The sequence below is a fragment of the Mailhella massiliensis genome, assembly GCF_020741395.1.
Lineage (GTDB): Bacteria > Desulfobacterota > Desulfovibrionia > Desulfovibrionales > Desulfovibrionaceae > Mailhella > Mailhella massiliensis_A.
In genome coordinates this window covers 1-22,058 of sequence record NZ_DYZA01000244.1, presented here as the reverse complement: position 1 = coordinate 22,058, position 22,058 = coordinate 1, and the positions used below count along the sequence as shown (strand labels likewise).

The 22,058-nt window shown below is 64.0% G+C and carries 19 protein-coding genes and 1 pseudogene; 13 read left to right on the top strand and 7 right to left on the bottom strand.

Annotation, left to right across the window (positions count from 1 at the left end):
* Positions 1 to 654: pseudogene (locus K8W16_RS11925) on the bottom strand (glutamine--fructose-6-phosphate aminotransferase); the annotation flags it as partial.
* Positions 655 to 825: 171 nt separating this feature from the next.
* Positions 826 to 1,482, bottom strand: coding sequence for an OmpH family outer membrane protein (locus tag K8W16_RS11920; RefSeq protein WP_304124144.1), 657 nt, complete (start codon positions 1,480 to 1,482; stop codon positions 826 to 828).
* A 228-nt stretch (positions 1,483 to 1,710) separates the two neighbouring features.
* On the opposite strand from K8W16_RS11920, the gene K8W16_RS11915 reads away from it, so the two are divergent.
* Positions 1,711 to 1,998 carry a chorismate mutase gene (locus tag K8W16_RS11915; RefSeq protein ID WP_304124141.1) on the top strand — a complete coding sequence of 96 codons (288 nt, stop codon included), beginning with the start codon at positions 1,711 to 1,713 and terminating at the stop codon, positions 1,996 to 1,998.
* 656 nt (positions 1,999 to 2,654) lie between these two features.
* On the opposite strand, the gene K8W16_RS11910 is transcribed toward K8W16_RS11915, so the two are convergent.
* From K8W16_RS11910 to K8W16_RS11890, 5 genes are all read right to left on the bottom strand, one after another.
* Positions 2,655 to 3,536 (bottom strand): hypothetical protein, encoded by an 882-nt coding sequence (locus tag K8W16_RS11910; RefSeq protein ID WP_304124139.1) that lies wholly within the window; start codon positions 3,534 to 3,536, stop codon positions 2,655 to 2,657.
* A complete protein-coding gene (locus K8W16_RS11905; RefSeq protein WP_304124136.1) occupies positions 3,487 to 4,248 on the bottom strand; it encodes a protein-ADP-ribose hydrolase in 762 nt (253 codons plus the stop codon). The genes K8W16_RS11910 and K8W16_RS11905 overlap by 50 nt, the downstream gene beginning before the upstream one ends.
* 46 nt (positions 4,249 to 4,294) lie before the next feature.
* Positions 4,295 to 4,969, bottom strand: coding sequence for a 4Fe-4S dicluster domain-containing protein (locus K8W16_RS11900; RefSeq protein ID WP_304124133.1), 675 nt, complete (start codon positions 4,967 to 4,969; stop codon positions 4,295 to 4,297).
* 816 nt (positions 4,970 to 5,785) lie between these two features.
* The gene (locus tag K8W16_RS11895) at positions 5,786 to 6,997 is read right to left on the bottom strand and encodes a bifunctional oligoribonuclease/PAP phosphatase NrnA (protein ID WP_304124131.1); all 1,212 of its coding nucleotides are present in this window, start codon (positions 6,995 to 6,997) and stop codon (positions 5,786 to 5,788) included.
* 92 nt (positions 6,998 to 7,089) lie between these two features.
* A complete protein-coding gene (locus K8W16_RS11890; protein ID WP_304124129.1) occupies positions 7,090 to 8,055 on the bottom strand; it encodes a polyprenyl synthetase family protein in 966 nt (321 codons plus the stop codon).
* A gap of 283 nt (positions 8,056 to 8,338) precedes the next feature.
* On the opposite strand from K8W16_RS11890, the gene K8W16_RS11885 reads away from it, so the two are divergent.
* The 12 genes from K8W16_RS11885 to K8W16_RS11830 all read left to right on the top strand — a co-directional run.
* Positions 8,339 to 8,548 carry a DUF2065 domain-containing protein gene (locus K8W16_RS11885; protein ID WP_304124126.1) on the top strand — a complete coding sequence of 70 codons (210 nt, stop codon included), beginning with the start codon at positions 8,339 to 8,341 and terminating at the stop codon, positions 8,546 to 8,548.
* Between the two features lies 1 nt (position 8,549).
* The gene (gene glmU, locus K8W16_RS11880; RefSeq protein WP_304124124.1) at positions 8,550 to 9,947 is read left to right on the top strand and encodes a bifunctional UDP-N-acetylglucosamine diphosphorylase/glucosamine-1-phosphate N-acetyltransferase GlmU; all 1,398 of its coding nucleotides are present in this window, start codon (positions 8,550 to 8,552) and stop codon (positions 9,945 to 9,947) included.
* Between the two features lie 88 nt (positions 9,948 to 10,035).
* Positions 10,036 to 11,352: a histidinol dehydrogenase gene (gene hisD / locus K8W16_RS11875; protein WP_304124122.1), complete on the top strand. Its 1,317-nt coding sequence runs from the start codon at positions 10,036 to 10,038 to the stop codon at positions 11,350 to 11,352.
* Between the two features lie 40 nt (positions 11,353 to 11,392).
* The gene (locus K8W16_RS11870) at positions 11,393 to 12,298 is read left to right on the top strand and encodes a phosphoribosylaminoimidazolesuccinocarboxamide synthase (RefSeq protein WP_304124120.1); all 906 of its coding nucleotides are present in this window, start codon (positions 11,393 to 11,395) and stop codon (positions 12,296 to 12,298) included.
* A gap of 35 nt (positions 12,299 to 12,333) precedes the next feature.
* Positions 12,334 to 13,098 (top strand): enoyl-ACP reductase, encoded by a 765-nt coding sequence (locus K8W16_RS11865; RefSeq protein WP_304124119.1) that lies wholly within the window; start codon positions 12,334 to 12,336, stop codon positions 13,096 to 13,098.
* A 470-nt stretch (positions 13,099 to 13,568) separates the two neighbouring features.
* Positions 13,569 to 15,290 (top strand): penicillin-binding protein activator, encoded by a 1,722-nt coding sequence (locus K8W16_RS11860; protein WP_304124117.1) that lies wholly within the window; start codon positions 13,569 to 13,571, stop codon positions 15,288 to 15,290.
* Positions 15,291 to 15,296: 6 nt separating this feature from the next.
* Positions 15,297 to 15,590 (top strand): Asp-tRNA(Asn)/Glu-tRNA(Gln) amidotransferase subunit GatC, encoded by a 294-nt coding sequence (gene gatC, locus K8W16_RS11855; protein WP_304124115.1) that lies wholly within the window; start codon positions 15,297 to 15,299, stop codon positions 15,588 to 15,590.
* Positions 15,591 to 17,060, top strand: a complete 1,470-nt coding sequence (gene gatA / locus K8W16_RS11850) for an Asp-tRNA(Asn)/Glu-tRNA(Gln) amidotransferase subunit GatA (RefSeq protein ID WP_304124113.1) — start codon at positions 15,591 to 15,593, stop codon at positions 17,058 to 17,060. It begins immediately after the preceding gene.
* A gap of 793 nt (positions 17,061 to 17,853) precedes the next feature.
* Complete coding sequence (locus K8W16_RS11845) at positions 17,854 to 18,963, top strand: alanine--glyoxylate aminotransferase family protein (protein WP_304124111.1); 1,110 nt, start codon at positions 17,854 to 17,856, stop codon at positions 18,961 to 18,963.
* Positions 18,964 to 19,036: 73 nt separating this feature from the next.
* The gene (locus K8W16_RS11840; protein WP_304124109.1) at positions 19,037 to 20,380 is read left to right on the top strand and encodes a malic enzyme-like NAD(P)-binding protein; all 1,344 of its coding nucleotides are present in this window, start codon (positions 19,037 to 19,039) and stop codon (positions 20,378 to 20,380) included.
* Between the two features lie 529 nt (positions 20,381 to 20,909).
* Positions 20,910 to 21,761 (top strand): amidohydrolase family protein, encoded by an 852-nt coding sequence (locus K8W16_RS11835; RefSeq protein ID WP_304124106.1) that lies wholly within the window; start codon positions 20,910 to 20,912, stop codon positions 21,759 to 21,761.
* Between the two features lie 61 nt (positions 21,762 to 21,822).
* Positions 21,823 to 22,058, top strand: a 236-nt coding sequence (locus K8W16_RS11830) for a TRAP transporter small permease (protein WP_304124105.1), incomplete at its 3' end; no start/stop codon positions are given.

Here is a 22,058-nt window from a genome sequence, read left to right as displayed (position 1 = left end):
CTCGATGCGGGCGAGCTCGCCGTCTTCCAGGAAGACCACTTCCCGGGTATAGGGCAGAAAAGCCGGGATATCCGAGGCCACGAAACATTCCCCCACGCCCACGCCCATGAGAAGCGGCGCGCTCATGCGCGCGGCATAGACGACGCCCGGCTCCTCCTGGGCCATCATGACTACGGCATAGGCGCCGTGCGCGCGGCAAAGGGCGCGGGCAAAGGCCTCGCGCAGGGAGGGAGCACGCTTTCTTTCCTCACCGATGAGGTGGGCCAGCACTTCCGTGTCCGTATCCGAAAGGAAGCTGTGCCCCAGGGCGGCAAGCTCGTCCTTGAGTTCCTGAAAATTCTCGATGATGCCGTTATGAATAATGGCTATGCTCTTATCCTGCGAAAGATGAGGATGGGCGTTCTTTTCCACGGGCAGGCCGTGGGTGGCCCAGCGGGTATGGCCCATGCCTGCGGTAGCCAGCATGTAGGCGTTCTCTTCCAGCTTCTCTTCCAGCGCCGAAAGCTTGCCCGCCGCCTTCACCACCTGAAGGCGGCCCGCCTGCATGAAGGCCACGCCCGAAGAATCGTAACCCCGGTATTCCAGGCGATGCAAACCTTCCAACAGCAGGGGAACGGCGGGACGATGCCCGCTGTAGCCAATGATTCCGCACATGTAAGAACTCCTGTTTCAGGGGACGTATAGGGCCTTTATACAGAGGGAAGGGCCGGGGGGCAAGTACCCGGGAAACTGTGGAGGAAAGCCCTGCCCGGCCCTCAGGCACGCACGGGGTAAAAAAAGCCCGCCTTCCCGAAAGAAGGCGGGCCTTCATACCAGGGATAAGCGCTACTTTGAAGCCGGGGCGGCGGGAGCCTCGGGCGCAGGGGCGGCGGGAGCCTCGGGCGCGGCTTCAGGTGCGGCTGCCTCTTCGGCAGGAGCGGCTTCTTCCGCCTTTGTGGCGTTGGCAGGTTCCGGCAGGGCAGGCATGTCGAGAGAAGGCAGCTCACCGAAATCGGCGGTACCCGCGTCCAGAATGGCTTTCACCTTGTCCGTCACGTCCACTTCGGGGCTGTAGGAAGGCAGGACTTCCTCAGTAAAGAGGCCGAGCAGGCCGTTGTCCGTGCGGCACTGGTCGAAGGCCTTCTTCATTTCCGTCTGGAGCACGTTCATCACATGTTCCTGATCCTGCTTGATCACGTTCTGCAAAAAGTACACGCGGCTCTGCAAATCCTTTTCGAGCTTCTGCACTTCGGCCTCGTTCTTGTCCGCCCGGGCCTTTTCCAGCTTGGCCTGAAGGTCGGTGAACACGGCCATGGCCTTGTCCTCCAGCTCGCCCACACGGGCGACGCCCTGCTTGCCGAGCCGGCTTTCCTGATAGATTTTCGCCACCTGCACCACGCCGAACTGAGGCGCGGGCTTCTGCGGCTGCGCTTCTTCGTTGCAGCCGCCGAGAAGGGCAAGCATGGATACAAGGGCAAGAGCGGAAACAAGGTTCCTGTTCATCATTTTCTCCTGTAGTGAAATGTCCGCCGCAAACGCGACGGAATCGCAGGAAAAGAAATACGCTTTTTGGCTCTTCTCGGCAATGGGGAGCGGGAGGGAAAAATTTTTTCCGCCCCGCGGCCCGGAGCGGGACTTGACAAGGGCGGCGGGCCGGAGCATCTCCACAGAAAAAATCCACCAAGGCGCGGCCCGGGGGGCCTTCGCCGCATACCCACAAGGCAGGAGAACATGGCAGACCCGAAATCCGAAGCGGCCATTGAAAAACTGCGGGCAGACATGGACGCCCTCGACGACGAGATCCTCGCGCTGGTGCGCCGGCGCTTCAACCTGAGCCGCCGCATCATGACGGATCAGCACCGCTACGGCATGCCCGTGGAGGTGTTCAGCCACGACCGCGAACAGCAGACCATAGACCGGCTGAAAAAGCTCAACGACGAATCCGACTGCCCCATGCGCGGGGCGCATATCGGCAATATCTGGCAGATGATCTTTTCCTGCACCCGCGTGGGCTGGTAAGCCGGAAAGCGTGCCGAAAGCCGGGCCTTCGGGCGAGAAAAAGCGCGGGGAGTATTCCCTGCGCTTTTTTCCTGCCCGGACAGAGCGTTGCCGAACTCACGCGAGGGCCCGGCATGCCCTCCGTCGCCGGGGGATCTCAAAAAAACGCCGCGCCCGGGCGCGGAAGGAAGCCCGGGAAAAATCCGCCCTTTGCAACAAAGGGGAAGCGGGCTGAGCAACGCCTTGCCCCTGCAAAGGCGGAACCGCGCATGGAGCGGGGGCAAGACCGGCGACGCTGACGAAGCGCTGGGCGAATTTCTGCCCTGCGCCAGCGAAGGCAGAATCACGCAGCGGCCGGAATCTCCCCCAAAAAATCTTCCCCTTCCTTTATTCCTGTTTTCCGGCAAGGCCGGAAAACAGGCGGCCTGCGTGAGCGAAGGGCACGCTCACACGGACTCTGCGGCAGAAGGCGGCCTTTCCCCGCCCTTTCGGCCCATAGCGGCAAAAAAAGAGGCGCCGCGCACGGAAGCTCCCGAAACTTCAGCGATACGAAGGACAGGCCCGGCCCGCCCTCAGTGCCACGCCCTGCCTGATGAGGGGGCCCGGGGGGAATCATTCCCCCCGGCGGGGTGCGGGGCGGCGCCCCGCGTGCCTTTCCTGCCTTTCCCGCCTTTCCTCTACGCCTCCGGGGCAAGGAGGGCGCTGATGCTTTCGCCGATATCGCGGCGGATCCAGAAGGAGCGGCCGGAGAGTTCGCGGGGGATGCAGGGGGTATCGAGGTTGAGGGCGGCGTAGGTGGCGAGGGGGTTCTTTCTGGCCATTTCCCAGAAGGGGTATTTGATGATGCCCGGGGTATTGTAGCCCACGCCGAGTTCGAGCAGGAGGAGCCTGCAATCCCGGTGCTCACGGACAAAGGCGCGGTAGCGCTCATTGGCGGCGAACCAGCCTTCATCTTCCACGAAGGTATCGTCGCAGCGCAGGTTCATGCTCATGGGTGCGCCGCAGCGCGGGCAGCGGGGCACGAGTTCCGAAGGGATGCGCATGTTTTTCTGGGCCTTCAGCATGGCGAGGACGGCTTCCTTATTCTCATAGGTGCTTTCATGGCAGGGCACGGAGCACTGCCAGAGGCCGTAGTCGCCCTGCATATAGAAGAGGCGCTGCTTCTCGAAGCCTGCGAGGCGGAACTGATGGTCCACGTTGGAGGTGAGCACGAAGCAGTCCCTGCCCTGCACCAGGGAAAGAAGCTGCTCATAGAGCGGCAGGGGGCCGGGCTCGTAGCGGTTGTGCCAGACGTGGCGGCTCCACCAGGCCCAGCGCTCTTCCGGGGTGGGGAAAGGGTAGAAGCCGCCGGAGTACATGTCCGTGATGCCGTAGGCCCGAATGAAATCGGGAAAAAGTCGGCGGAAACGCTCGCCCGAGTAGGTGAGGCCCGCAGCGGCGGAAAGCCCCGCCCCTGCGCCGATGAGCACGGCGTCCGCCTCATGCAGGGCCTTTTTCAGGCCGGAGATATCATCCGAGCAGGCGCTGATATATCGCGGCGTCGCTGTCTTTGAACACATTGAAAATCACCTTTTCCATCCATGGATAGCGGTCGATGCAGGAGCGCACGGTCTCCACGGCGATTTCCGCCGCACGCCCGGGCGGGAAGCGGAATTCCCCGGTGGAGATGCAGCAGAAGGCCATGCTCCGCACACGGTACTTCTCCGCACACCTGAAGCAGGCCTCGTAGGCGGCGGCAAGAAGCCTTTCATGCCCCGGCGTAAGGGGGCCGCGCACCTCCGGCCCCACGGCGTGGACGACGAAATCGCAGGGCAGGTTGAAGGCCGGGGTGATGCGCGCGCCGCCGGTCTGCTCCAGCCTGCCGCCCATCATGGAAGCGCAGAAAAGCCTGAGCTGCACCCCGGCAAAGGTGTGTATCGCATTGTCGATGCAGCCGTGGTTGGGGCAGAAGCAGCCCAGCATGCGCCGGTTGGCCGCATTGACTACGGCCCCGCACTCCAAGGTGGTGATATCCCCCTGCCGGATGCAGAGGCGGCCCTCCACAGGCTCGATATCCCGCGCGCTCGTGACGCCCCGGGAGGCGATTTCCTCCCTGAGGTACGCATCCTGTACCTCCAGAAACTCCGGCGACGCGGCCAAAGGCCCGCGCACGTTGAAAAGCGCGCGCAGAAGGCGCTTCTGTTCCCCCTCCTCTTCAGGAAGGAAAAAACGCTCGTGCCGCTCCTTCAAAAGCTCGCCGATGAGATACGCCCTTCTCTCCGCCTGTGTCATAACTCTTCTCCCCCTTCCGGCGACCTGCCGCCCGGCGCGCCGCGCCTCAGCCCTGCGGCAGGCCCTTGTGCCGCACCGCCCCGGCGGGACAGTGCACCCAGCAGTCGCCGCATTCGTCGCAGCGCGAACCGTCAATGACAAAGCGCTCCCCCTCGCGGCGTACGACCTTGAAGGTGCAGACCTTTTCGCACACTCCGCAGCCTATGCAGGATGCGCTTATGGCAAGCCCGGCAGGCTCCACGGGGTGGCCTCCGAAGGAGAAGCGCTCCCGCTCCAGCTTGTGGTCCCGATGCTTCATATCGAAATCGTAATCATAAATCTCTCCCCATGCCCGGTACAGCACAAAGGCCGTCATGGCGGGATAACGCTCCTGATCCTCGATGCAGTAGGCAAAGGCCGGGTCGCGCTTCGCCTTTATCTCCTCCATGCTTACCTCGCGCACGTCGCCGGTCACGCGGATGAAATAGCCCGGCTCCATTTCCAGCGTGCCTTCTTCCGTCTGCCTTATCTCGGGCGAAGCCGACAGCGCGCATACCGACACCCTGCCGCCCTCCTTGAGCTGACGGTAAAAGGGCTTGGTCGTCATAGTCATGAAGTACAGGCCCTCTTCGTCGCAGGCAAGAAAATGCGCCACGCGCGTTTCCGGCCCTTCGCCGCCCACCGTGGCGAAGACGCAGCTGCCAATCCTGTCGAAATGCTCAAATATCTCTCTGATATCCATACTTCCCTCCTGCCGCAGGCGGAAAATCCCGGCCGCTCCTTCAGGAGTCCGCGCCCGGAAAGCGCCCGCAACTTTGTTCGATATCGAAATATACCGCAAAAAAAGCCGCTGTCAAGCCGCGCGCGGCCTGCGCCTCCTCCCGGAAAGGAGCGGATCCCCTGCGAGCGGGCCCCGAGGTCCGCCGCAGAAGGCAAGGATTTGCTCCCGGGGCTTCCCCGGGCTGACCGGCAGCACCTCTTGCGGGGTACCCTGCACAAGGGGAAAACCTTCCTGACACTCGGATGCGAAGCAGTGAATATGGGGATCCCGGAGCCGGTATCCCTGCCGCCGCGCGCAAGGACCGCTCCCCGCACCGGTGAAGGACGCCCCTGCCCCGCTCCACCGGCAACATCGTTCCCCGGCGCTCGGGAAGGGCAAAAGCCGGAGGCGCATTTCATACGCCCTCTTCTCCCGCACCGGGCGCGACAAAAAAAGATGCCCCGCCCCCGGGAAACTCGCCCTCCGGGCCGCCATGCAGAACAAAATCCCGCTCATACCCCCGCGCGGGAAACTGCCGCAGCCTGTTCCCCTCCCCGGAAAAAACGTCCTGTTTTCAGGTACCGGCAGGCCCCGCCGGGAAGGCGGCAACGGTAAACCCGCACCCTGCGCAAGCTGCGTGATGGAAAATCCCCCGCCCGGAAGGCAGCAACCGGCCCTCCGCCCCTGCCCGAAAGCGGCGCACGGCGCCTTCCCAAGGGCCCCCGCAGGGGGCAGTCTCGCGGGGCGCATCCGCAAAAGAAAAAGCCGGGGCATCCCGGCTTGTCGATACGATCCCGGTCAGGCGCTTTTTTCTGCGCCCGCCTCCTCTTTTACAGCCTTCTTCGCTTCGCAGCCCCCTTTCTCCCCGGCCGGGGCGCTTTTTTCCGCCGCAGCCGCCTGCCCGGGGGGCGTCCCGGCCTCCGGCGCGCTCTGCCCGTCCGCAGCCTGCGGGGCCCCGCCGTCCTTTTTCCTCTCAGCCTCCGCACCGCCTTCCCCCTTCCGGGCCGCAGCAAGGCGGCCGCGCCTCTTTTCCGCAGCCGCGTAGATAAGGCCGAAAGCATATTCCTCAAGCCTGTTCTTCTCTTCCGCAGGCAGGGAGGCAAGGGCCGCTTCCGCCCGGGCCATGGTCCTGTGGCCCCCGCCGCTGCCCATGTCCGCAAACACGCAGGACGCCACGGCCCCGAGATCCATGTTGCCGTAGCCGCCCCGGAAAACCACTATGACGCGGCCCGCGGAGACGCCGCACACCGCCACCCAGCGCAGCCCGTGCACCTTGAGGAAGAAATCCGCCACCACCACGAGTATGTCGGAGCTGTCCACCTTGCCGAGCCACACATAACTGCCCCGGCCGCAGGGGCGCAGAGTTTCCAGCGCGCGGGTGAAGTACGGCAGCCACTCGGGCAGGTATTCGCTGCGCAGGATGCGGTTCATGATGTTCGCATCGCCGAAGCGGCTCAGGTAGTGGTAGGCCCGCATGTCCACTTCCATGGCGTTGCGGCCGAAGGTGCCCGTGTCCGTGCGTATGCCGTACTGCAGCGCCGTGGCCAGAAGGCGCGCCGGGCGTATGCCTGCGGAATAGAGGTATTCCGTCATGATGGTGCTCACCGAGCCGTAGCCGGGGCGTATGTCCTGAAAAGGCGCGGAACAAGGCTCCGTGGGCAGGGGGTGATGGTCTATGACTACGGAAAATTCTATGCCCGCAAAGGCCGGGTTGTGGTGGGACTGCGAATCCACCAGGGCGAAGCGCTGCACCTTCTTCTTCATGGAAGGCCGCCACTTCACCACAGGAATGTGCAGATAGCGGATCATGGCCAGGTTGTCCGGCCTCGTGATCTCGTTGATGCGGGCTATAGTCACGCTCTTCACCTTTGCGCGGATGATGCGCTGAAGCGCCATGGCGCTGGCGAGGGCGTCCGGGTCGGCGGTAATGAGTATGGCCCAGGACTCTTCCTTGACGAGCAGGGACTGAAGAAGCGCAAGCTGCGCGGAAAGCACGCGGAAATAGGCCATTTCTTCTCTCCTGAAAAAAACGGCGCGGGCGGCTCCGGCATGGGGAAATTCCCGGCGCTGCGGCCAACGCCCCTTCCCCGCCGGGGAGGATCCTACGACCTGCGGTTGCGCACGAAATCCAGGGCCTCGCGGAAAAGCTTCTGCTCAAAGCGCTGGGGCAGTCCTTCGAGGCTGCGCTCCGCCCTGTCGAGGTATTCGCCCGCCAGGGCGCGCGCTTCCGCGTCGAAGCCCAGGCGCCGTATGTCGGAAGAAACGCGGGCCCGGTCCTCCGGCGTGAAGGAGCCTTCGCGGAATTTCGCGCAGAACGCCTCCCTGTCGCACCGAGGCAGAAAATCCAGGTACTTCATGATGGGCGGGGTGAACTTGCCCTCCGTAAGGTCGCCGCCGGTGGGCTTGCCCGTCACGGCTTCATCCGCGAAATCCAGCGCGTCGTCCACCATCTGGAAGGCGATGCCGAGGTTCAGGCCGTATTCGGATATGGCCTCCACCTGCTCCTGCGAAGCCCCGGCATAGAGCGCGCCCAGGCGGCAGGAGCCCTTGATGAGCCAGCCCGTCTTGCCGGAAACGATATCGAGGTATTCCCCCATGCTGTGGGTAAGGGAATGTTGGAGCGCGATTTCATGGGCTTCCCCCGAAGCCGTCATGAGCACGGACTCCGACACGCATGCAAGAAGCTCGGGCCTGCCGAAGGAGGCCGTCTTGTGGCTCGCCGCAGCAAGGAGCGCGTCCCCGGCGAGTATGGCGCGGGGCACGTCGTAGCGCAGGTGGGCGGCCTGCCTGCCCCGGCGAGAATCCGCCCCGTCGAGCACGTCGTCGTGCAGGAGCGTGGCCACATGGATCATTTCGGGGATCACGGCAAGCCCGTAGAGCTCGGGGCCCTCCGCGCCGAAAAGGCGGGCCGAGGCCAGGGTCATGAGGGGACGCAGGCGCTTGCCGCCCGCAAGCAAGACATGGGCGGCAATCTCGCGCAGGGGCCCGGGCATGGAGGCCAATTCCTTTTCCAGCGCGGCGTTCACCTTGGCCTGCTCATATTTAAGTACGGACATGAATGTTATCATAAACAAAAACCTCTGCCCGGAGGGGCTTCTCGGAAACTCTCCCCTCCTTTTTGAACGCATTTTTCATTCTGCGCAAGCATTTTCGTTCTTTCCCGCCCTGCATGAGCAGTCCCCGCGCCTTCCCCTCCGCCCTTTTTCCTCCGCGCTGAAGAGCTTATGCCTCTCCCCCCGGCGGAAGAAACGGGGCAACATTCCCCGGCGTCCGCGCCCTTCGGCCCTCCCGCCTTTTTCCCGCGAACAAAAATCCCTTTACAAGTCGGCCGATACCTAGGATACTGCCGCGATGAATTTCCAACTTTCCCTGTTCCTCGCCGCTTTGGGCCTGGCCTGCTTCCTGGAAGCCCTGCCCTGGCTCATCTCGCCTGAGAAAACGCGCGAGACGCTGCGTCTGCTCCTCTCCCTTTCCGACGGGCAGCTGCGCACGGGCGGTATCCTTCTGCTGGCCTTCGGCCTGCTTGTCTGCGCCGCGGGCCGCGCCCTCCGTGGAGACTGACATGCCCCATACTTCCATAGACGCCCTCATCCTCGCCGCCGGCAAGGGCACAAGGATGCTTTCCCCCCGGCCGAAAGTCCTTCAGACGCTGCTCGGGGAAAGCATGCTCGCCCTGGTGACGGCCGCGCTCCATGCCCTGCCCGACACAGGCCGCATCCTCACCCTCACCGGCAACGGGGCCGACCTTGTAGACGCCGAAGCCGCCCGCACCGCCGCAAGACTCGGCCGCGAGGCCTTCTGCGTGCGGCAGGAAAGGCAGCTCGGCACGGGGCACGCCCTCATGACGGCCATGCCGCACCTCGAAGGAGAGGGCTGCGTGCTCGTGGTCAACGGCGACACGCCCCTTGTCACGGCCGCCGTGCTGGAGCGCTTTTTGAAGGAAGCCCTCGGCGCGGACGTGGCCTTTTTAAGCGTGAAGCTCGACGATCCCGCCTCCTACGGCCGCGTGGTGCGCAGGGAAGGCCGGGTGCAGGCCATTGTGGAAGCCAGGGACTTCGACCCGGCCCTCTACGGCCCGAAGGAAGAGGCCCGCGAGGTCAATACCGGCATCTACCTCTTTTCCCTGCCCGCCGTGCGCCGCCTTCTGCCTTCCCTTTCCTGCGAGAACGCGGGCGGGGAATACTATATCACCGACCTCGTGTCCCTGGGCCTTCAGGCAGGCATGGACGTGCGCGGCGTCTGCGCCGAACTTGCGGGCTGCGACGCGGCCTCGCTGCTCGGCGTGAACACCCCTGCGGAGCTTGCCGCGGCGGAAGAAATCCTTGCCGCGCGCAGAGCGGAAGAACTGCTCGCCGCAGGCGTCCTCCTTCATTCGCCGAAGCTTGCGCGCATAAGCCCCTTCTCCACCGTGGAGGGCGGCGCGGAAATCTTCGGCCCCTGCGAAATCTACGGCGACTGCCGCATTGAAAAGGGCGCGCTCATCCGTTCCCACGGCGTCCTGCGCGACGCGCGCATCGAAGGCGGCGTGGAAGTGAAGGAATTCTGCCACATAGAAGGTGCAGAAGTGAAAAGAGGCGCCGTAATCGGCCCGTGGGCGCGGCTTCGCCCGCAGACACTGGTGGAGGAAGGCGCCCATGTGGGCAACTTCGTGGAGCTTAAAAAAACGCGCCTCGGCAAAGGCTCCAAGGCCAACCATCTCACCTATCTCGGCGATACCGAAGTGGGAGGCGGCGTCAATTTCGGTGCGGGTACCATCACCTGCAATTACGACGGGGTGAACAAGCACCGCACCCTCATAGGCGAAGGCTGCTTCATCGGCAGCAATACCTCCCTGGTGGCGCCGGTGAACATCGGAGACCATGCGCTCGTGGGCGCAGGCTCCGTCATCGTGGAGGACGTGCCCGCCGGAAAACTCGCCCTCGGCCGGGGCAGGCAGGTGGTCAAGGACAGGAAGAAATAACTTCCCGCCCTGAAAAACTTGACTCTTTTCCCCGGAATATCCATTCTGTGCAGCGCAGCGGCGCTCTGCCGCCCCAAGGAGAAATGCCATGTCCTGTCGTATATTGAAGATCAAATCCCCCGCCGACCCTGAAGCAGCGGCCTTTTTCCGGCGCCTTGCCGAACGCGGCAACCCTTCCGACGGCTCGGGCGAGAACGTGGAAAGCCAGGTGCGCGCAATCCTTGCCGACGTGCGCGAACGTGGCGACGCCGCGCTTCTTGAGCGTACCCGCGCCTTCGACGCGCCGGAAATGACCATGCCCTTCGCCGTACCGCAGGAGGAAATGGCCCGCGCCGCAGCCTCCATCTCCGGCGCGGAGCGCAGCGTCATCGTGGAGGCGGCCTCCCACATACGCGCCTTCCACGAAGCGCAGAAGGACAAGTCGTGGTTCATCACCCGGGAAGACGGCTCCATACTCGGCCAGAAGGTGGATCCCGTGGACCGCGCCGGCCTCTATGTGCCCGGCGGCAAGGGCGGCAACACGCCGCTCATCTCCTCCATGCTCATGGGCGCCATACCCGCCCAGGTGGCGGGTGTGAAGGAAATAGCCGTAGTCACGCCGCCCCGGGCCGACGGCACGCTGAACCCCTACATGCTGGCCGCCGCCTATCTTCTGGATATCAACGAGGTCTACCGCGTGGGCGGGCCCTGGTCCATCGCCGCGCTGGCCTACGGCACGAAGGAAATCCGCCCCGTGGACGTCATTGCCGGGCCGGGCAACATCTTCGTCACCACGGCCAAGAAGCTGGTGCAGGGCAAGGTGGGCATAGACATGATCGCCGGGCCGAGCGAAATCCTGGTGCTGGCCGATGAAAGCGCCAATGCCGAATGGGTGGCCGCCGACATGCTCTCCCAGGCCGAGCACGACAAGCTGGCCTCGGCCGTGCTCGTGACGACAAGCTCCCTTCTGGCCGACCGCGTAGCCTCAGCGCTGGAGCGCCGCGCGGCGGAACTGCCCCGCGCGGACATAGCCCGCGCATCCCTCAACGACTGGAGCGCCGTCATTCAGGTGCCCGATCTTTCCGTGGGCGTGGCCGTGGCCAACCTCATCGCGCCCGAACACATGGAAGTGTGCACCGCCTCCCCGTGGACGCTTCTGCCCGCCATACGCCATGCCGGGGCCGTGTTCCTCGGCCCGTATTCCCCCGAGCCCGTAGGCGACTACTACGCGGGGCCCAATCACGTCCTGCCCACCCTGGGTACGGCGCGCCATTCCTCGGCCCTCAGCGTGCAGACCTTCTGCAAGAAGACCAGCGTGATCGCCGCCTCGCGCGAGTTCACCGGCTGCCACGCCTCTTCCATCGCCCTGCTCGCCCGGCTGGAAGGCCTGGAAGCCCACGCCCGCTCCGTGGAGCTTCGCAGCTGATCCCGCCGCAACCCTTATCCTGCTTTCGAGGTTTCATTCCATGCAATCCCTGCCCTACCCCGTCGTCACCACCACCAGCCTGCCCGGTTTCCGCATGTGCGGCCGCGGCAAGGTGCGCGACATTTATGATATCGACGAAAAGACGCTGCTCATCGTCACCACCGACCGCATGTCCGCCTTCGATGTCATCCTCGGCGAACCCATCCCGTGGAAGGGCGTCATCCTGAACCAGCTTACCTTGTTCTGGATGGAAAAATTCTCCCACCTCATCCCCAACCACATTGTGGAATCGGATGTGGACAAATACCCCGCCGCCCTGCGCCCCTTCCGCGACCAGCTCGCCGGGCGCTCCGTGCTGGCGAAAAAGGCCGAACCCATCAAGGCCGAGTGCATCGTGCGCGGCTATATCGCCGGTTCGGGCTGGAAGTCCTACCAGAAGGACCGCACCCTCTGCAACGTGAAACTGCCTGAAGGGCTGCTTGAAGACGCAAAGCTCCCCGAGATCCTGTTCACACCCTCCACCAAGGGCGAAGTCGGCTCCCACGACGAGAATATCAGCCTGGAAAAAATGCGTGAAATCGTGGGCCGCGAACATGCCGACAAGGCTGCCGAAACTGCCCTCGCCATATACCGCGAAGCCTCGGAGTACGCGGCCGGGCGCGGCATCATCATTGCGGACACCAAGTTTGAATTCGGCATGGTGGACGGGGTGCTCACCCTCATCGACGAGGTCCTCACCCCCGATTCCTCCCGCTTCTGGCCCGCCGAAGGCTACGAACCCGGCCACAGCCAGCCGAGCTTCGACAAGCAGTACCTGCGCGACTGGCTGGAAACCCAGGACTGGGACAAGACCCCCCCGGCTCCCGCGCTCCCGGAAAAAGTACGCGACACCACCGCCGCCAAATATCAGGAAGCCTTCCGCCTGCTCACGGGCCGCTCCCTGTAACCTCCCCCCGTCAACTATCATTAAAGGAGAGGAATATGATTCTTGAAGGAAAAAAGGCCGTCATCTTCGGTGTAGCCAACAAGCACAGCATCGCCTACGGCATCTCCTCCGCCTTCCATCGTGAAGGGGCAAAGCTCGCGTTCAGCTACCTGAACGACGCCCTGAAAAAACGCGTCGACCCCATTGCCGCCGAGCTTTCCGGCGATTTCACCTTCCCCTGCGACGTGTCGAGCGATGAGGATATCGCCCGCTCCGCAGAACTCGTGAAGGAACAGTGGGGCAGCGTGGACGTGCTCATCCATTCCGTGGCCTTCGCCTCCAGGGACGACCTGAAGGGCCGCTACCTCGACACCTCGCGCGACGGCTTCAAGCTCGCCCTCGATATCTCCGCCTATTCGCTGGTGGCCCTGTGCAAGGCCTTCGAGCCCCTGCTCAATCCCGGCGCGTCCGTCATCTGCATGACCTACTACGGCTCGGAAAAGATGATCCCCAACTACAACGTCATGGGCGTGGCCAAGGCCGCGCTGGAAGCTTCCGTGCGCTACCTCGCCACGGACTTCGGCCCGGCCAACGTGCGCGTCAACGCCATAAGCGCGGGCCCCATCCGCACCCTGGCCTCCTCCGGCATTTCCGACTTCCATCAGATCGGCGCCATGTTCGAGCAGCGCGCCCCCCTGCACCGCCTCGTCACCATCGACGAAGTGGGCAATGCCGCCGCCTTCCTGGCTTCCGACCTCGCCTCGGGCGTGACCGGCGAAATCCTCTATGTGGACAACGGCTTCCAGAGCACGGCGCTCTGAGCCTGGCCCTCCCGGCACAAACGGGCGCTTTGCCGGGAAGCGGAGAAAAACGGAGGCCGGGAGCCCTTGCCCGGGCTCTCCGCCCCTTTTCCCCCGAACCCGAACCCCGGAAGGAGCTTTCATGGACACGGCGGAAACCCTCATCACGCTGATCCTGCTCGTCGTCGCGCTTTTTGCGGGCAGGGGGCTGTACAAAGGTTCCTCTCCCTCGTCCTGATTCCGGCTGGACCCCATGCAGACGCGTGACGCCTGCACGAAAAAGCCGGAAAAAAATGGAGATAAAAAGGAGGAAGGGCCGCCCTCCTGCCCCCTGAGGCGCTGATTGCGTCTTGCCCTCCCCCGCAAGCTGGCTTATGATAACGGCTCCGGACGGTTCCGCGTCCGGAGCCTCTTTTTCGGAACGGCAGGCGCGCCCCCGGGCACGCCCGCTTCGCTGCGCCGTCTCTACCCCGCCGCAAAGGATACCTGCCATGAACCGTCTTCGCCTCGCATTTCTTCTGGCCCTGTGTTTCGCGATTCTCTCCTCCGGCTGCGCCCTGCTGGAAAAGCAGCGCCTGCCCTATTACGCGCAGGATGAAGCCACGCTCTGGGTGAACGGCATCGCGGGGCTGAGCGGCGCGGAGCAGGGCCTGCGGGCCGAAGCGGTGCTCAAGAACCCCGCCTCCTCCCCGGCGCTGAAGAGCCGCGCCCTGTCCATCGCCGCGAGCCGCCCGGGCAGGCAGGGCTTTGCCGCCCGCAAGGAGCTCTCCGCCGTCTACGCCGCCTGCGCCCCCGAGCAGCGCGCCACATGGGAAACCATGTACTGGATAGACCTCGACGGCATGGACTCCGATTCGCTCATCGCCCTCGCCTCCAAAATTTCCCCCGAGCAGGAAATGCGCTTCCCCTGGAACCTCGCCATGCTCAAGGCCGCAAGGCGCAACCTCATCCCGGAAAGCGCGGCCGTCATAGCCCGCCTGTCGAACCCCATGATGTACGCCGCGCCCGCCATGCTCGGCATAGCTCCGCTGCCCCCCGGGCAGAGGACAGTTTCCGTGGCCCTCGTCATTCCGCAGACCGGTTCCGCCTCGGCTCTCGGCAAGCAGGTGGCGGAAGGTGCCCTCGCTGCGGCCGAGGCCCTGCGCCTTTCCGGCAAGGTGGTGGAACTTCGCATCATCGACTCCGGGCAGACGGGCTGGCAGCAGGCCGTGCAGGCCCTGCCCGCTCAGTTCACCGTGGTGGGCGGGCCGCTTCTGCCCGGCCGCTACAAGGCCCTGAAGGCCGCCGCCGCGGGCCGCGCCGTCTTCTCCTTCACCGCCTCCCTTCCTGCCGGGGAAGAAGGCGTGCAGGCCTGGCGCTTCTTCGCCAGCCAGGAAGACCAGGTGGACACTCTGCTCGACGCGGCCGAAAAACTCGGTATATCCTCCTTCGGCGTCTTCAGCCCCGGCGATTCCTACGGAAAGCGCATGGGCGGCCTGTTCATGCAGAAAGCCTCCGCGCGCGGGCTTGCCGTGACCGGCGGCACCTACACTGCGGGCAAGATGAGCGCCTGGCCCAAGGAGGCCGGAGCCTTCGTGAAAACCCGCGTGGGCGCACAGCGCGGCAGCATCCCCGTGGCCACGGCGGATTTCAAGGCCATATTCCTGCCCGACAGCTGGAAGAACATGGATATGCTCGTCTCCAGCCTGCACTACAACGGCGCGCAGGACAGGCTCATGATGGGTACCTCCCTCTGGGAGCAGAGCCTCGGCCACGGCAGCCGCAGCAATCCCGCCACCTTCGCCCTCACCGTTTTCCCGGGTTCGTGGGACGATGATTCCCCCGCCCCCGGCGCGGCGGCCTTCAAGAACGCCATGGCCGCGAAAAACGCCAGGCCCGACGACTGGGCCGCCCTGGGCTTCGACTTCGTCTCCCTGGCCGCAGCCCTGAACCTTCAGCCCGGCTGGGATGCCAAAAGCCTGAACCGCACCCTCTCCGCAAAGCCGGAGGTGGACTGGGCGGGCGCGCCCATGGTCTGGGACGGCTCCGGCAAGGCCTCCCGCAAGCTCTTCCTGTTCCAGCCCGCAGCCTCGGGGCACGCCCCGGCCGACATGCGCGCGCTGAAGGAAAGGCTGGAATCCGGCAACCTTTCCACCCCCGCCCCGGCAGCGCCCGCCGCACCGCAGCGGCCCCTGAGCTTCGACCAGCTCGTCAATTCCCTCAGCAAGGACTAACACCCCATGTCACTCGACAAGAACGATTTTCTGCATCTGTGCCGCCTTTCCCGGCTGGCCCCGGATCCTTCCGTCCAGGAAGAAATGGCGGCCCAGTGTTCCCGCATCCTCGCCTATATGGACAAGCTCGCCGAAGTGGACACCACGGGCGTGGAGCCTCTTTACTCCCCGGTGATCCACGAAAGCGCATTCAGGGACGATATCGCCGTGCGCCGCGACTGCCGGGCCGATATCCTGGCCGGAGCTCCCGCCACCGACGGGGCCTTCTTCATTGTTCCCCGCATTGTGGAGGGAAAATAAATGCCTGAACTTTTTGAACTCTCCCTCCTTGAAGCGCAGAAGCTCCTGCAAAAGGGCGAGGTGAGCGCGGAAAGCCTCGTCGCCTCCTGCATCTCCCGCATCAACGCCACGGAACCTTCCCTCGGCGCGCTGCTCGCCCGGCGCGACGAAGAGGCCCTGGAAGAAGCCCGCGCCATGGATAAGATGCGCCCGGCCGACTTTTCCGACAAGCCTCTCTGGGGCATACCCGTCACCGTGAAGGACGCCCTCACCCTGAAGGGCCTGCCCACCACCGCCGCTTCGAAGATCCTCGAAGGCTTCATCCCCCCCTACGATGCCATGGTGGTGCAGAAGCTGAAGGACGCAGGGGCCGTCATCCTTGCCAAGAACAACATGGATGAATTCGCCATGGGCTCCACCACGGAACACTCCGCCTACAGGGCCACGGCCAACCCCTGGGACCTTTCCCGCGTGCCCGGCGGCTCCAGCGGCGGCTCCGCAGCCAGCGTGGCCGCCTGCCAGTGCTTCGCCTCCTTGGGGTCCGACACCGGCGGCTCCATACGCCAGCCCGCCTCGCTGTGCGGCTGCGTGGGCATCAAGCCCACCTACGGCCGGGTATCCCGCTACGGGCTTCTGGCCTACGCCTCCTCCTTCGACCAGGTGGGCCCGCTTGCCCGCACCGTGGAAGACGCGGCGCTCATGCTCCAGGTCATTGCCGGGCACGACGGGCGCGACAGCACAAGCTCCCCCGTGCCCGTGCCCGATTACGCCGCCGCCATGGCCGCGCAGGAAGACCTTTCCGGCCTCACCCTGGGCCTGCCCCGCGAGTTCTTCGGGCATGAGGGACTGGACAAGGGCGTGTCCGAAGCGTGCGAAAAGGCCGTGGAAGCGGCCCGCGGCCTCGGCGCAAAGGTGGCGGAGGTCTCCCTGCCGCATACCGAATACGCCATAGCGAGCTATTACATCCTCGCCGCCGCCGAAGCGAGCTCCAACCTCGCCCGCTACGACGGCGTGCGCTACGGCCACCGCACCGCCGCGCCCAGGAACCTCGAAGACATGTACACAAGCTCCCGCACCGAGGGCTTCGGGCCGGAAGTGCAGCGCCGCATCCTGCTCGGCTCCTATGTGCTCTCCGCCGGCTACTACGACGCCTACTACCGCAAGGCCGCCCAGGTGCGCCGCCTCATCCGGCAGGACTACCTCGACGCGCTGGAAAAATGCGACATGCTCCTCGCCCCCGTCTCCCCCGTGCCCGCGTGGCAGCTGGGCCACATGTCCGAAGATCCGCTCCAGATGTACTTCATGGATATCTTCACCCTTTCCCTCAACCTCGCGGGCCTGCCCGGGCTCTCCATCCCCGTGGGCCTGAGCGAAGGCCTCCCCGTGGGCATGCAGCTTCTGGGCCGCGCCTTCGACGAAGGCCGCCTCTTCCTCGCGGGCGACAAACTCACCCGCGCCCTCGGTACCCATAACCTCCGCGCCCCGCTGTAAAGGCGGAAAAGGCAGAGGGGGGAATAATTCCCCCCGCACCCCCGTTTCTGCCGTCAGGCTCCGCCTGCCGACAGGACGAAAAAAACACGACAGACCACGCTCCGCAGCCGTGCAGGGCGTGGTTTTCTTTCCTGAAAGACAGAAAATGCAGCGGGGGGAATGATTCCCCGATGAATCGGGACAAGCCCCCCCGCTTCTGCCGTCAGGCTCCGAAAGACGAAAAAGAACGGAGAAGGGGCCGCAAAAAACAAGGGAGAAAAAACGACAATGCCCTTTCCCGAAGCTCTCCCGGGAAACATGCGCATCCCCTTCGTTTAACTCATCAAGAAATCTCTTCCTTACGCACATGGTTTCCGGCCCTTGCCGGAAACCATGTCGGCAGCCGCAGGCGGGCGCGGCAGCGCACGCCTGCACTGACGCGGGGCAGGAGACGGAGAAAGACGAACCTGCCCCGCCCGGAAGATTCGAGAAGAACAGGACAGAAGCGAGATGAAGGAGAACCTTTGCGCTCTTCTTCCGCGCGGCCCTGCCCGATGCGGGGGCCCGGGGGAGGGCACCTCCCCCGGCGGGGTCCGGGGCGGCGCCCCGGCTGCCTTTCCTGCCTTTCCCGCCTTTTCTGCCTCCCATGGGAGCACTTGACAGGGGAGGAGGTTTTCACGAAAAGTCTTGTAGATTTCACGGGCGAAGTCGTTATGTTTTCGCTCTTTTGCTCCCGGCAGGGAGACGGCGGGGAAGGCAGCCATGCGCGGAAAAGCGACTTCCCCGGCCGCAACCACGCTTCCCGCGCCGTGCCATGAACAGTTTCCAGCCCTATGCGGCCATGCCTTTTTATCCCGGCCCCGTTTCCATCCATCCCCGCGTCGCCCGGGCGCTTTCCCGCGACTATGCGCCTCCGCGCATGGGCACGGAATATCTTGAACTTTACAAGTCGGTGCGCAGCCGCCTTCAGAAGGTGCTCGGCACGAAGGAAGACGTGCTTCTCGGCACGGGCGAAGGGATGCTCGTGCTGTGGGGCGCGCTGAAAAGCCTGCTCAAGGAAGGCGACACGGTACTCTCTGTGGGCACGGGGGTATTCGGGGACGGCTTTGCCGACATGGCGAAGGCTTTAGGCTGCAGGGCCGTGCTTGTTTCGGAGCCTTACGATTGCACCATCAGCGCTTCCACGCTGGAGCGGGTGAAGGACGCCGTGCGCGAGCATCGCCCCGTGCTCATGACGGCCGTGCACTGTGAGACGCCCTCGGGCACGCTGAACCCGCTTGAAGAGCTCGGTGCGCTGAAGGAAGACATGGGCGTGCCCTTTTTCGTGGTGGACGCGGTGGCGAGCGCGGGCGGCGCGCCCGTGCATGCCGATGCATGGCATGCCGACTGCGTGCTCGGCGGCTCGCAGAAGTGCCTTTCCTGCCCGCCGGACATGAGCTTCATGAGCGTGAGCGCCGCGGCATGGGAGCGCGTGCGCGAGGTGAACTACACCGGCTACGACGCGGTGAAGCCCTTCGACAACGCCGTTGAAGACGCCATGCGCTTCCCCTACACGCCCAACTGGTGGGGCGTGGCCGCGCTGGACGCCTCGCTTTCCGCGCTGGAAGAGGAAGGTCTCGAAAACGTGTTCGCCCGGCATGAAGCCGTGGCCCGCGCCTGCCGCGAAGGGGCGAAGGCCCTCGGCCTTACGCTCTGGCCCGCCGAAGACGCCGTGCCCTCCCCCACGGTGACGGCCCTGCGCGTGCCCGAAGGGCATGCATGGCCCGAATGGCGCGCCGCCCTTGCCGAAAGGGGGCTCTATGTGGGCGGAAGCCTCGGCCCTCTGGCAGGCAAGGTATTCCGCATGGGGCACATGGGCACGCAGGCGGACAGGGAAGCCATGCAGAGTGCCCTTGCCGTGATGAAGGACGTGCTCGCCCGGTAGCCTTTCCCGCAACCCTCAGAAAAAAATAACGCAACTCTCCCGCACAGCGCGGGGCAACATATAAGGATATGCCATGAGCTACACCAAGGAAGACGTGCGGCGCTACCACAGCCTGCCGCGCCCCGGCAAAATAGAAGTCATGACCAGCAAGAAAGCCGTCTCGCAGGACGACCTCACCCTGGCCTACAGCCCCGGCGTGGCCGACGCCTGCCGCGATATCAAGGCCGACCCCTCCATGGCCGAAAAGCTCACCGGGCGCGGCAACCTCGTGGCCGTGGTGACCAACGGCACGGCCGTGCTCGGCCTCGGCAACATCGGGCCCCTGGCGGGCAAGCCCGTCATGGAAGGCAAGAGCATGCTCTTCAAGCTCTTTGCCGACGTGGACGCCTTCGACATAGAGCTCGACTGCACCGACCCCGAGCGCCTCATCGACATTGTGAAGGCCCTGGAACCCACCTTCGGCGGCATCAACCTCGAAGACATTCGCGGCCCGGAATGTTTCCACATTGAGACCGAGCTGCAGAAGGCCATGAATATCCCCGTGTTCCACGACGACCAGCACGGCACCGCCGTGATCACCGGCGCGGCGCTCATGAACGCCTCGCGCATCACGGGGCGCGCCGTAGAGGACATGAAGGCGGTCGTCATGGGTGCGGGGGCTGCGGGCATGGCCTGCGCGCGCTTCTACGCCGCCATGGGCGTGAAGGCGGAAAACATCTCCATGTTCGACATAAAGGGCCTCATCCACAAGGGGCGCACCGACCTTTCCGACGTGCAGATGACCTTTGCCCAGGAAGAACCCGCGCCCGGCTCCTCCATCGACGACACGCTCTACGCCGCCCTGAAGGGCGCAAACCTCTTCCTCGGCCTCTCCGGCCCGGGCACGCTCAAGGCCGACATGCTGAAGGGCATGGCCGAAAGCCCCGTCATTTTCGCCTGCGCCAACCCCGTGCCGGAAATCGGCTATGAGGAGGCCAAGGCCGTGCGGCCCGACGCAATCATGGGCACCGGCCGCTCCGACTATCCCAATCAGGTCAACAACGTCTCCGGCTTCCCCTTCATCTTCCGCGGAGCGCTGGACGTGCGCGCCGGCAAGATCAATGAAGCGATGAAAATCGCCGCCGCCCGCGCCCTGGCCGACCTCGCCCTGGAGCCCGTGCCCGACGACGTGCGCGCCGCCTACCACGGCCGCAATTTCTCCTTCGGGCCGGAATACATCATCCCCATGCCCCTCGACCCGCGCATCATCGAATGGGTCGCCCCCGCCGTGGCCATGGCCGCCCTTGAGAGCGGCGTCGCCCGAGGCAGCATCGCCGATATCGGCGGCAGCGTGGAGGCCTACCGCGAGATCCTGCGCAAGCGCATGGCCGCCGCCCGGGCCCGCAGCCTCGCCCACTGCGAAAGCTACATGAAGTAAAGGCAGGCGGGGCCCTCCCCGTTCCGTTCCGGGGGAGAACATCTCCCCCGGATCCTCAATGCTGCCGTCCGACGGAGCGGCGTCTCCGTGCACAGAAAAAATATTCCCCCTCCCTCTTTCTCCCCCCGCACTTTTCCCTCCCTGCCTTATGAAAAGGCCTTGAAAATCCTGCCTCCGGCATGGGTTTTCAGGGCCTTTCTTCTTTTGAACTCTTTCTTCTGATCGGGAAAAAGCCCTGTTGCTTCGCCCGGTTGAACGACGCCCGAAAGGCTGCCTGCCCTGTACGCTCAGAACGCTTTTCCTGCCTGCTGAAGCAAGGCGCGCAGCTTTCTTCAGAAAAAACCGACCATGGTTCCACGCTTCCCGACGGCTTTCCCTTCTCCCTTCCCGCTCCTTCGGGCTTTGTTAAAAAAAAATCAAAAAACCATTATATGCATATTTTTTTATCATTCGCATGAAGTATTCTGTGTGCATTGATAGGAAATTCTATCATAACCATTTGTTTTATTAAAATTTAAGGAGCTTTGCCATGGTCATTGACTTTCGTGTACGCCCTCCGCTGAAAGGTTTTGAAAAAATGTCCATTCTCGGCCCTCAGAAAGGATTTGAACTCTTCCCGTTCAACTACGAAGACACGGAAGAAGTCGAATCCGCCCGCCAAATGTCCATGCCTCTGTTCTTCAAGGAAATGGAAGAAGCAGGCATAGACATGGGCGTGGTCCTGCCCCGCAATACGGCCATAGGCTGGGGCGGCGTCAGCAATGAGGAAGTGGCTGCGGGCGCGGCCGAATATCCGGACAAGCTCATCGGCTTCGGCGCCGTGGACGTTTCGGGCGGCATACGGCAGGCCGTGGAGGAAGTGGAGCACGCCGTGGCGGAGCTCGGCCTGAAAGGCATTGTGGTCGAACCCGGCTGCATGAGCCCTGCACTCTACCCCGACAGCAACAAACTGTATCCTGTTTACGACCGCTGCGAGGAACTCGGCGTGCCTGTCGTCGTTTCGCAGAGCATGCTGCTCGGCCCGGACATGTCCTACGCCCAGCCCGAATGTGTGCAGAGAGCAGCCAAGGATTTCCCCTCCTGCAAATTCATCATAGCCCATGCCGGTTACCCCTGGGTGGAGGCTGCCGCCGCCGTGGCCTGCGTGACGGAGAACGTCTACCTCATCCCTGACCTTTACATGAACATGGAAAGGGTACCGGGCAGCGACATGTTTGCCCGCGGCATACACTTCACCCACGGGAAGCGCTTTCTGTTCGGCTCCGCCTACCCTGTGCGCGGCATGAAGCAGAGTATGAAGGAAATACAGCGCTTCCAGCTTCCCGAAGATCTCTACAGAAAATTCACATGGGAGAATGCGGCTGAACTTTTAGGACTGTAATGCCCGGCGGGAGGGGGTACTCCCCTCCCTGCCCCTCCCGATAAAAACGCATGGGGGCATCATGAAACATTTCTTCTCCTTCCTGGATTCACTGACGGAAAACCTCGGCATTGCTTTCCTCGGGGCCATGACCGCAATCATCCTCCTGCAGGTTTTTTTCCGCTACTGCCTCAATCATTCCCTGGCATGGCCCGAAGAGGCCGCCCGCTACTGCTTTCTCTGGGCAACCTATCTGGGCATAAGCATCGCCATGAAAAACGACTCGCACCTCAAAATAGACCTCCTCGAACTCTACCT

Bases quoted from the DNA above. Each gene is read 5' to 3' on its own strand.
- K8W16_RS11865 (WP_304124119.1), top strand. From the start codon at position 12,334: ATGATTCTTGAAGGAAAAAAGGCCGTCATCTTCGGTGTAGCCAACAAG.
- gatC (WP_304124115.1), top strand. From the start codon at position 15,297: ATGTCACTCGACAAGAACGATTTTCTGCATCTGTGCCGCCTTTCCCGG.
- glmU (WP_304124124.1), top strand. From the start codon at position 8,550: ATGCCCCATACTTCCATAGACGCCCTCATCCTCGCCGCCGGCAAGGGC.
- K8W16_RS11885 (WP_304124126.1), top strand. From the start codon at position 8,339: ATGAATTTCCAACTTTCCCTGTTCCTCGCCGCTTTGGGCCTGGCCTGC.
- K8W16_RS11860 (WP_304124117.1), top strand. From the start codon at position 13,569: ATGAACCGTCTTCGCCTCGCATTTCTTCTGGCCCTGTGTTTCGCGATT.
- K8W16_RS11845 (WP_304124111.1), top strand. From the start codon at position 17,854: ATGAACAGTTTCCAGCCCTATGCGGCCATGCCTTTTTATCCCGGCCCC.
- K8W16_RS11895 (WP_304124131.1), bottom strand. From the start codon at position 6,997: ATGGCCTATTTCCGCGTGCTTTCCGCGCAGCTTGCGCTTCTTCAGTCC.
- gatA (WP_304124113.1), top strand. From the start codon at position 15,591: ATGCCTGAACTTTTTGAACTCTCCCTCCTTGAAGCGCAGAAGCTCCTG.
- K8W16_RS11835 (WP_304124106.1), top strand. From the start codon at position 20,910: ATGGTCATTGACTTTCGTGTACGCCCTCCGCTGAAAGGTTTTGAAAAA.
- K8W16_RS11910 (WP_304124139.1), bottom strand. From the start codon at position 3,536: ATGTGTTCAAAGACAGCGACGCCGCGATATATCAGCGCCTGCTCGGAT.
- K8W16_RS11840 (WP_304124109.1), top strand. From the start codon at position 19,037: ATGAGCTACACCAAGGAAGACGTGCGGCGCTACCACAGCCTGCCGCGC.
- K8W16_RS11915 (WP_304124141.1), top strand. From the start codon at position 1,711: ATGGCAGACCCGAAATCCGAAGCGGCCATTGAAAAACTGCGGGCAGAC.
- K8W16_RS11905 (WP_304124136.1), bottom strand. From the start codon at position 4,248: ATGACACAGGCGGAGAGAAGGGCGTATCTCATCGGCGAGCTTTTGAAG.
- K8W16_RS11920 (WP_304124144.1), bottom strand. From the start codon at position 1,482: ATGAACAGGAACCTTGTTTCCGCTCTTGCCCTTGTATCCATGCTTGCC.
- K8W16_RS11890 (WP_304124129.1), bottom strand. From the start codon at position 8,055: ATGATAACATTCATGTCCGTACTTAAATATGAGCAGGCCAAGGTGAAC.
- K8W16_RS11870 (WP_304124120.1), top strand. From the start codon at position 11,393: ATGCAATCCCTGCCCTACCCCGTCGTCACCACCACCAGCCTGCCCGGT.
- K8W16_RS11900 (WP_304124133.1), bottom strand. From the start codon at position 4,969: ATGGATATCAGAGAGATATTTGAGCATTTCGACAGGATTGGCAGCTGC.
- hisD (WP_304124122.1), top strand. From the start codon at position 10,036: ATGTCCTGTCGTATATTGAAGATCAAATCCCCCGCCGACCCTGAAGCA.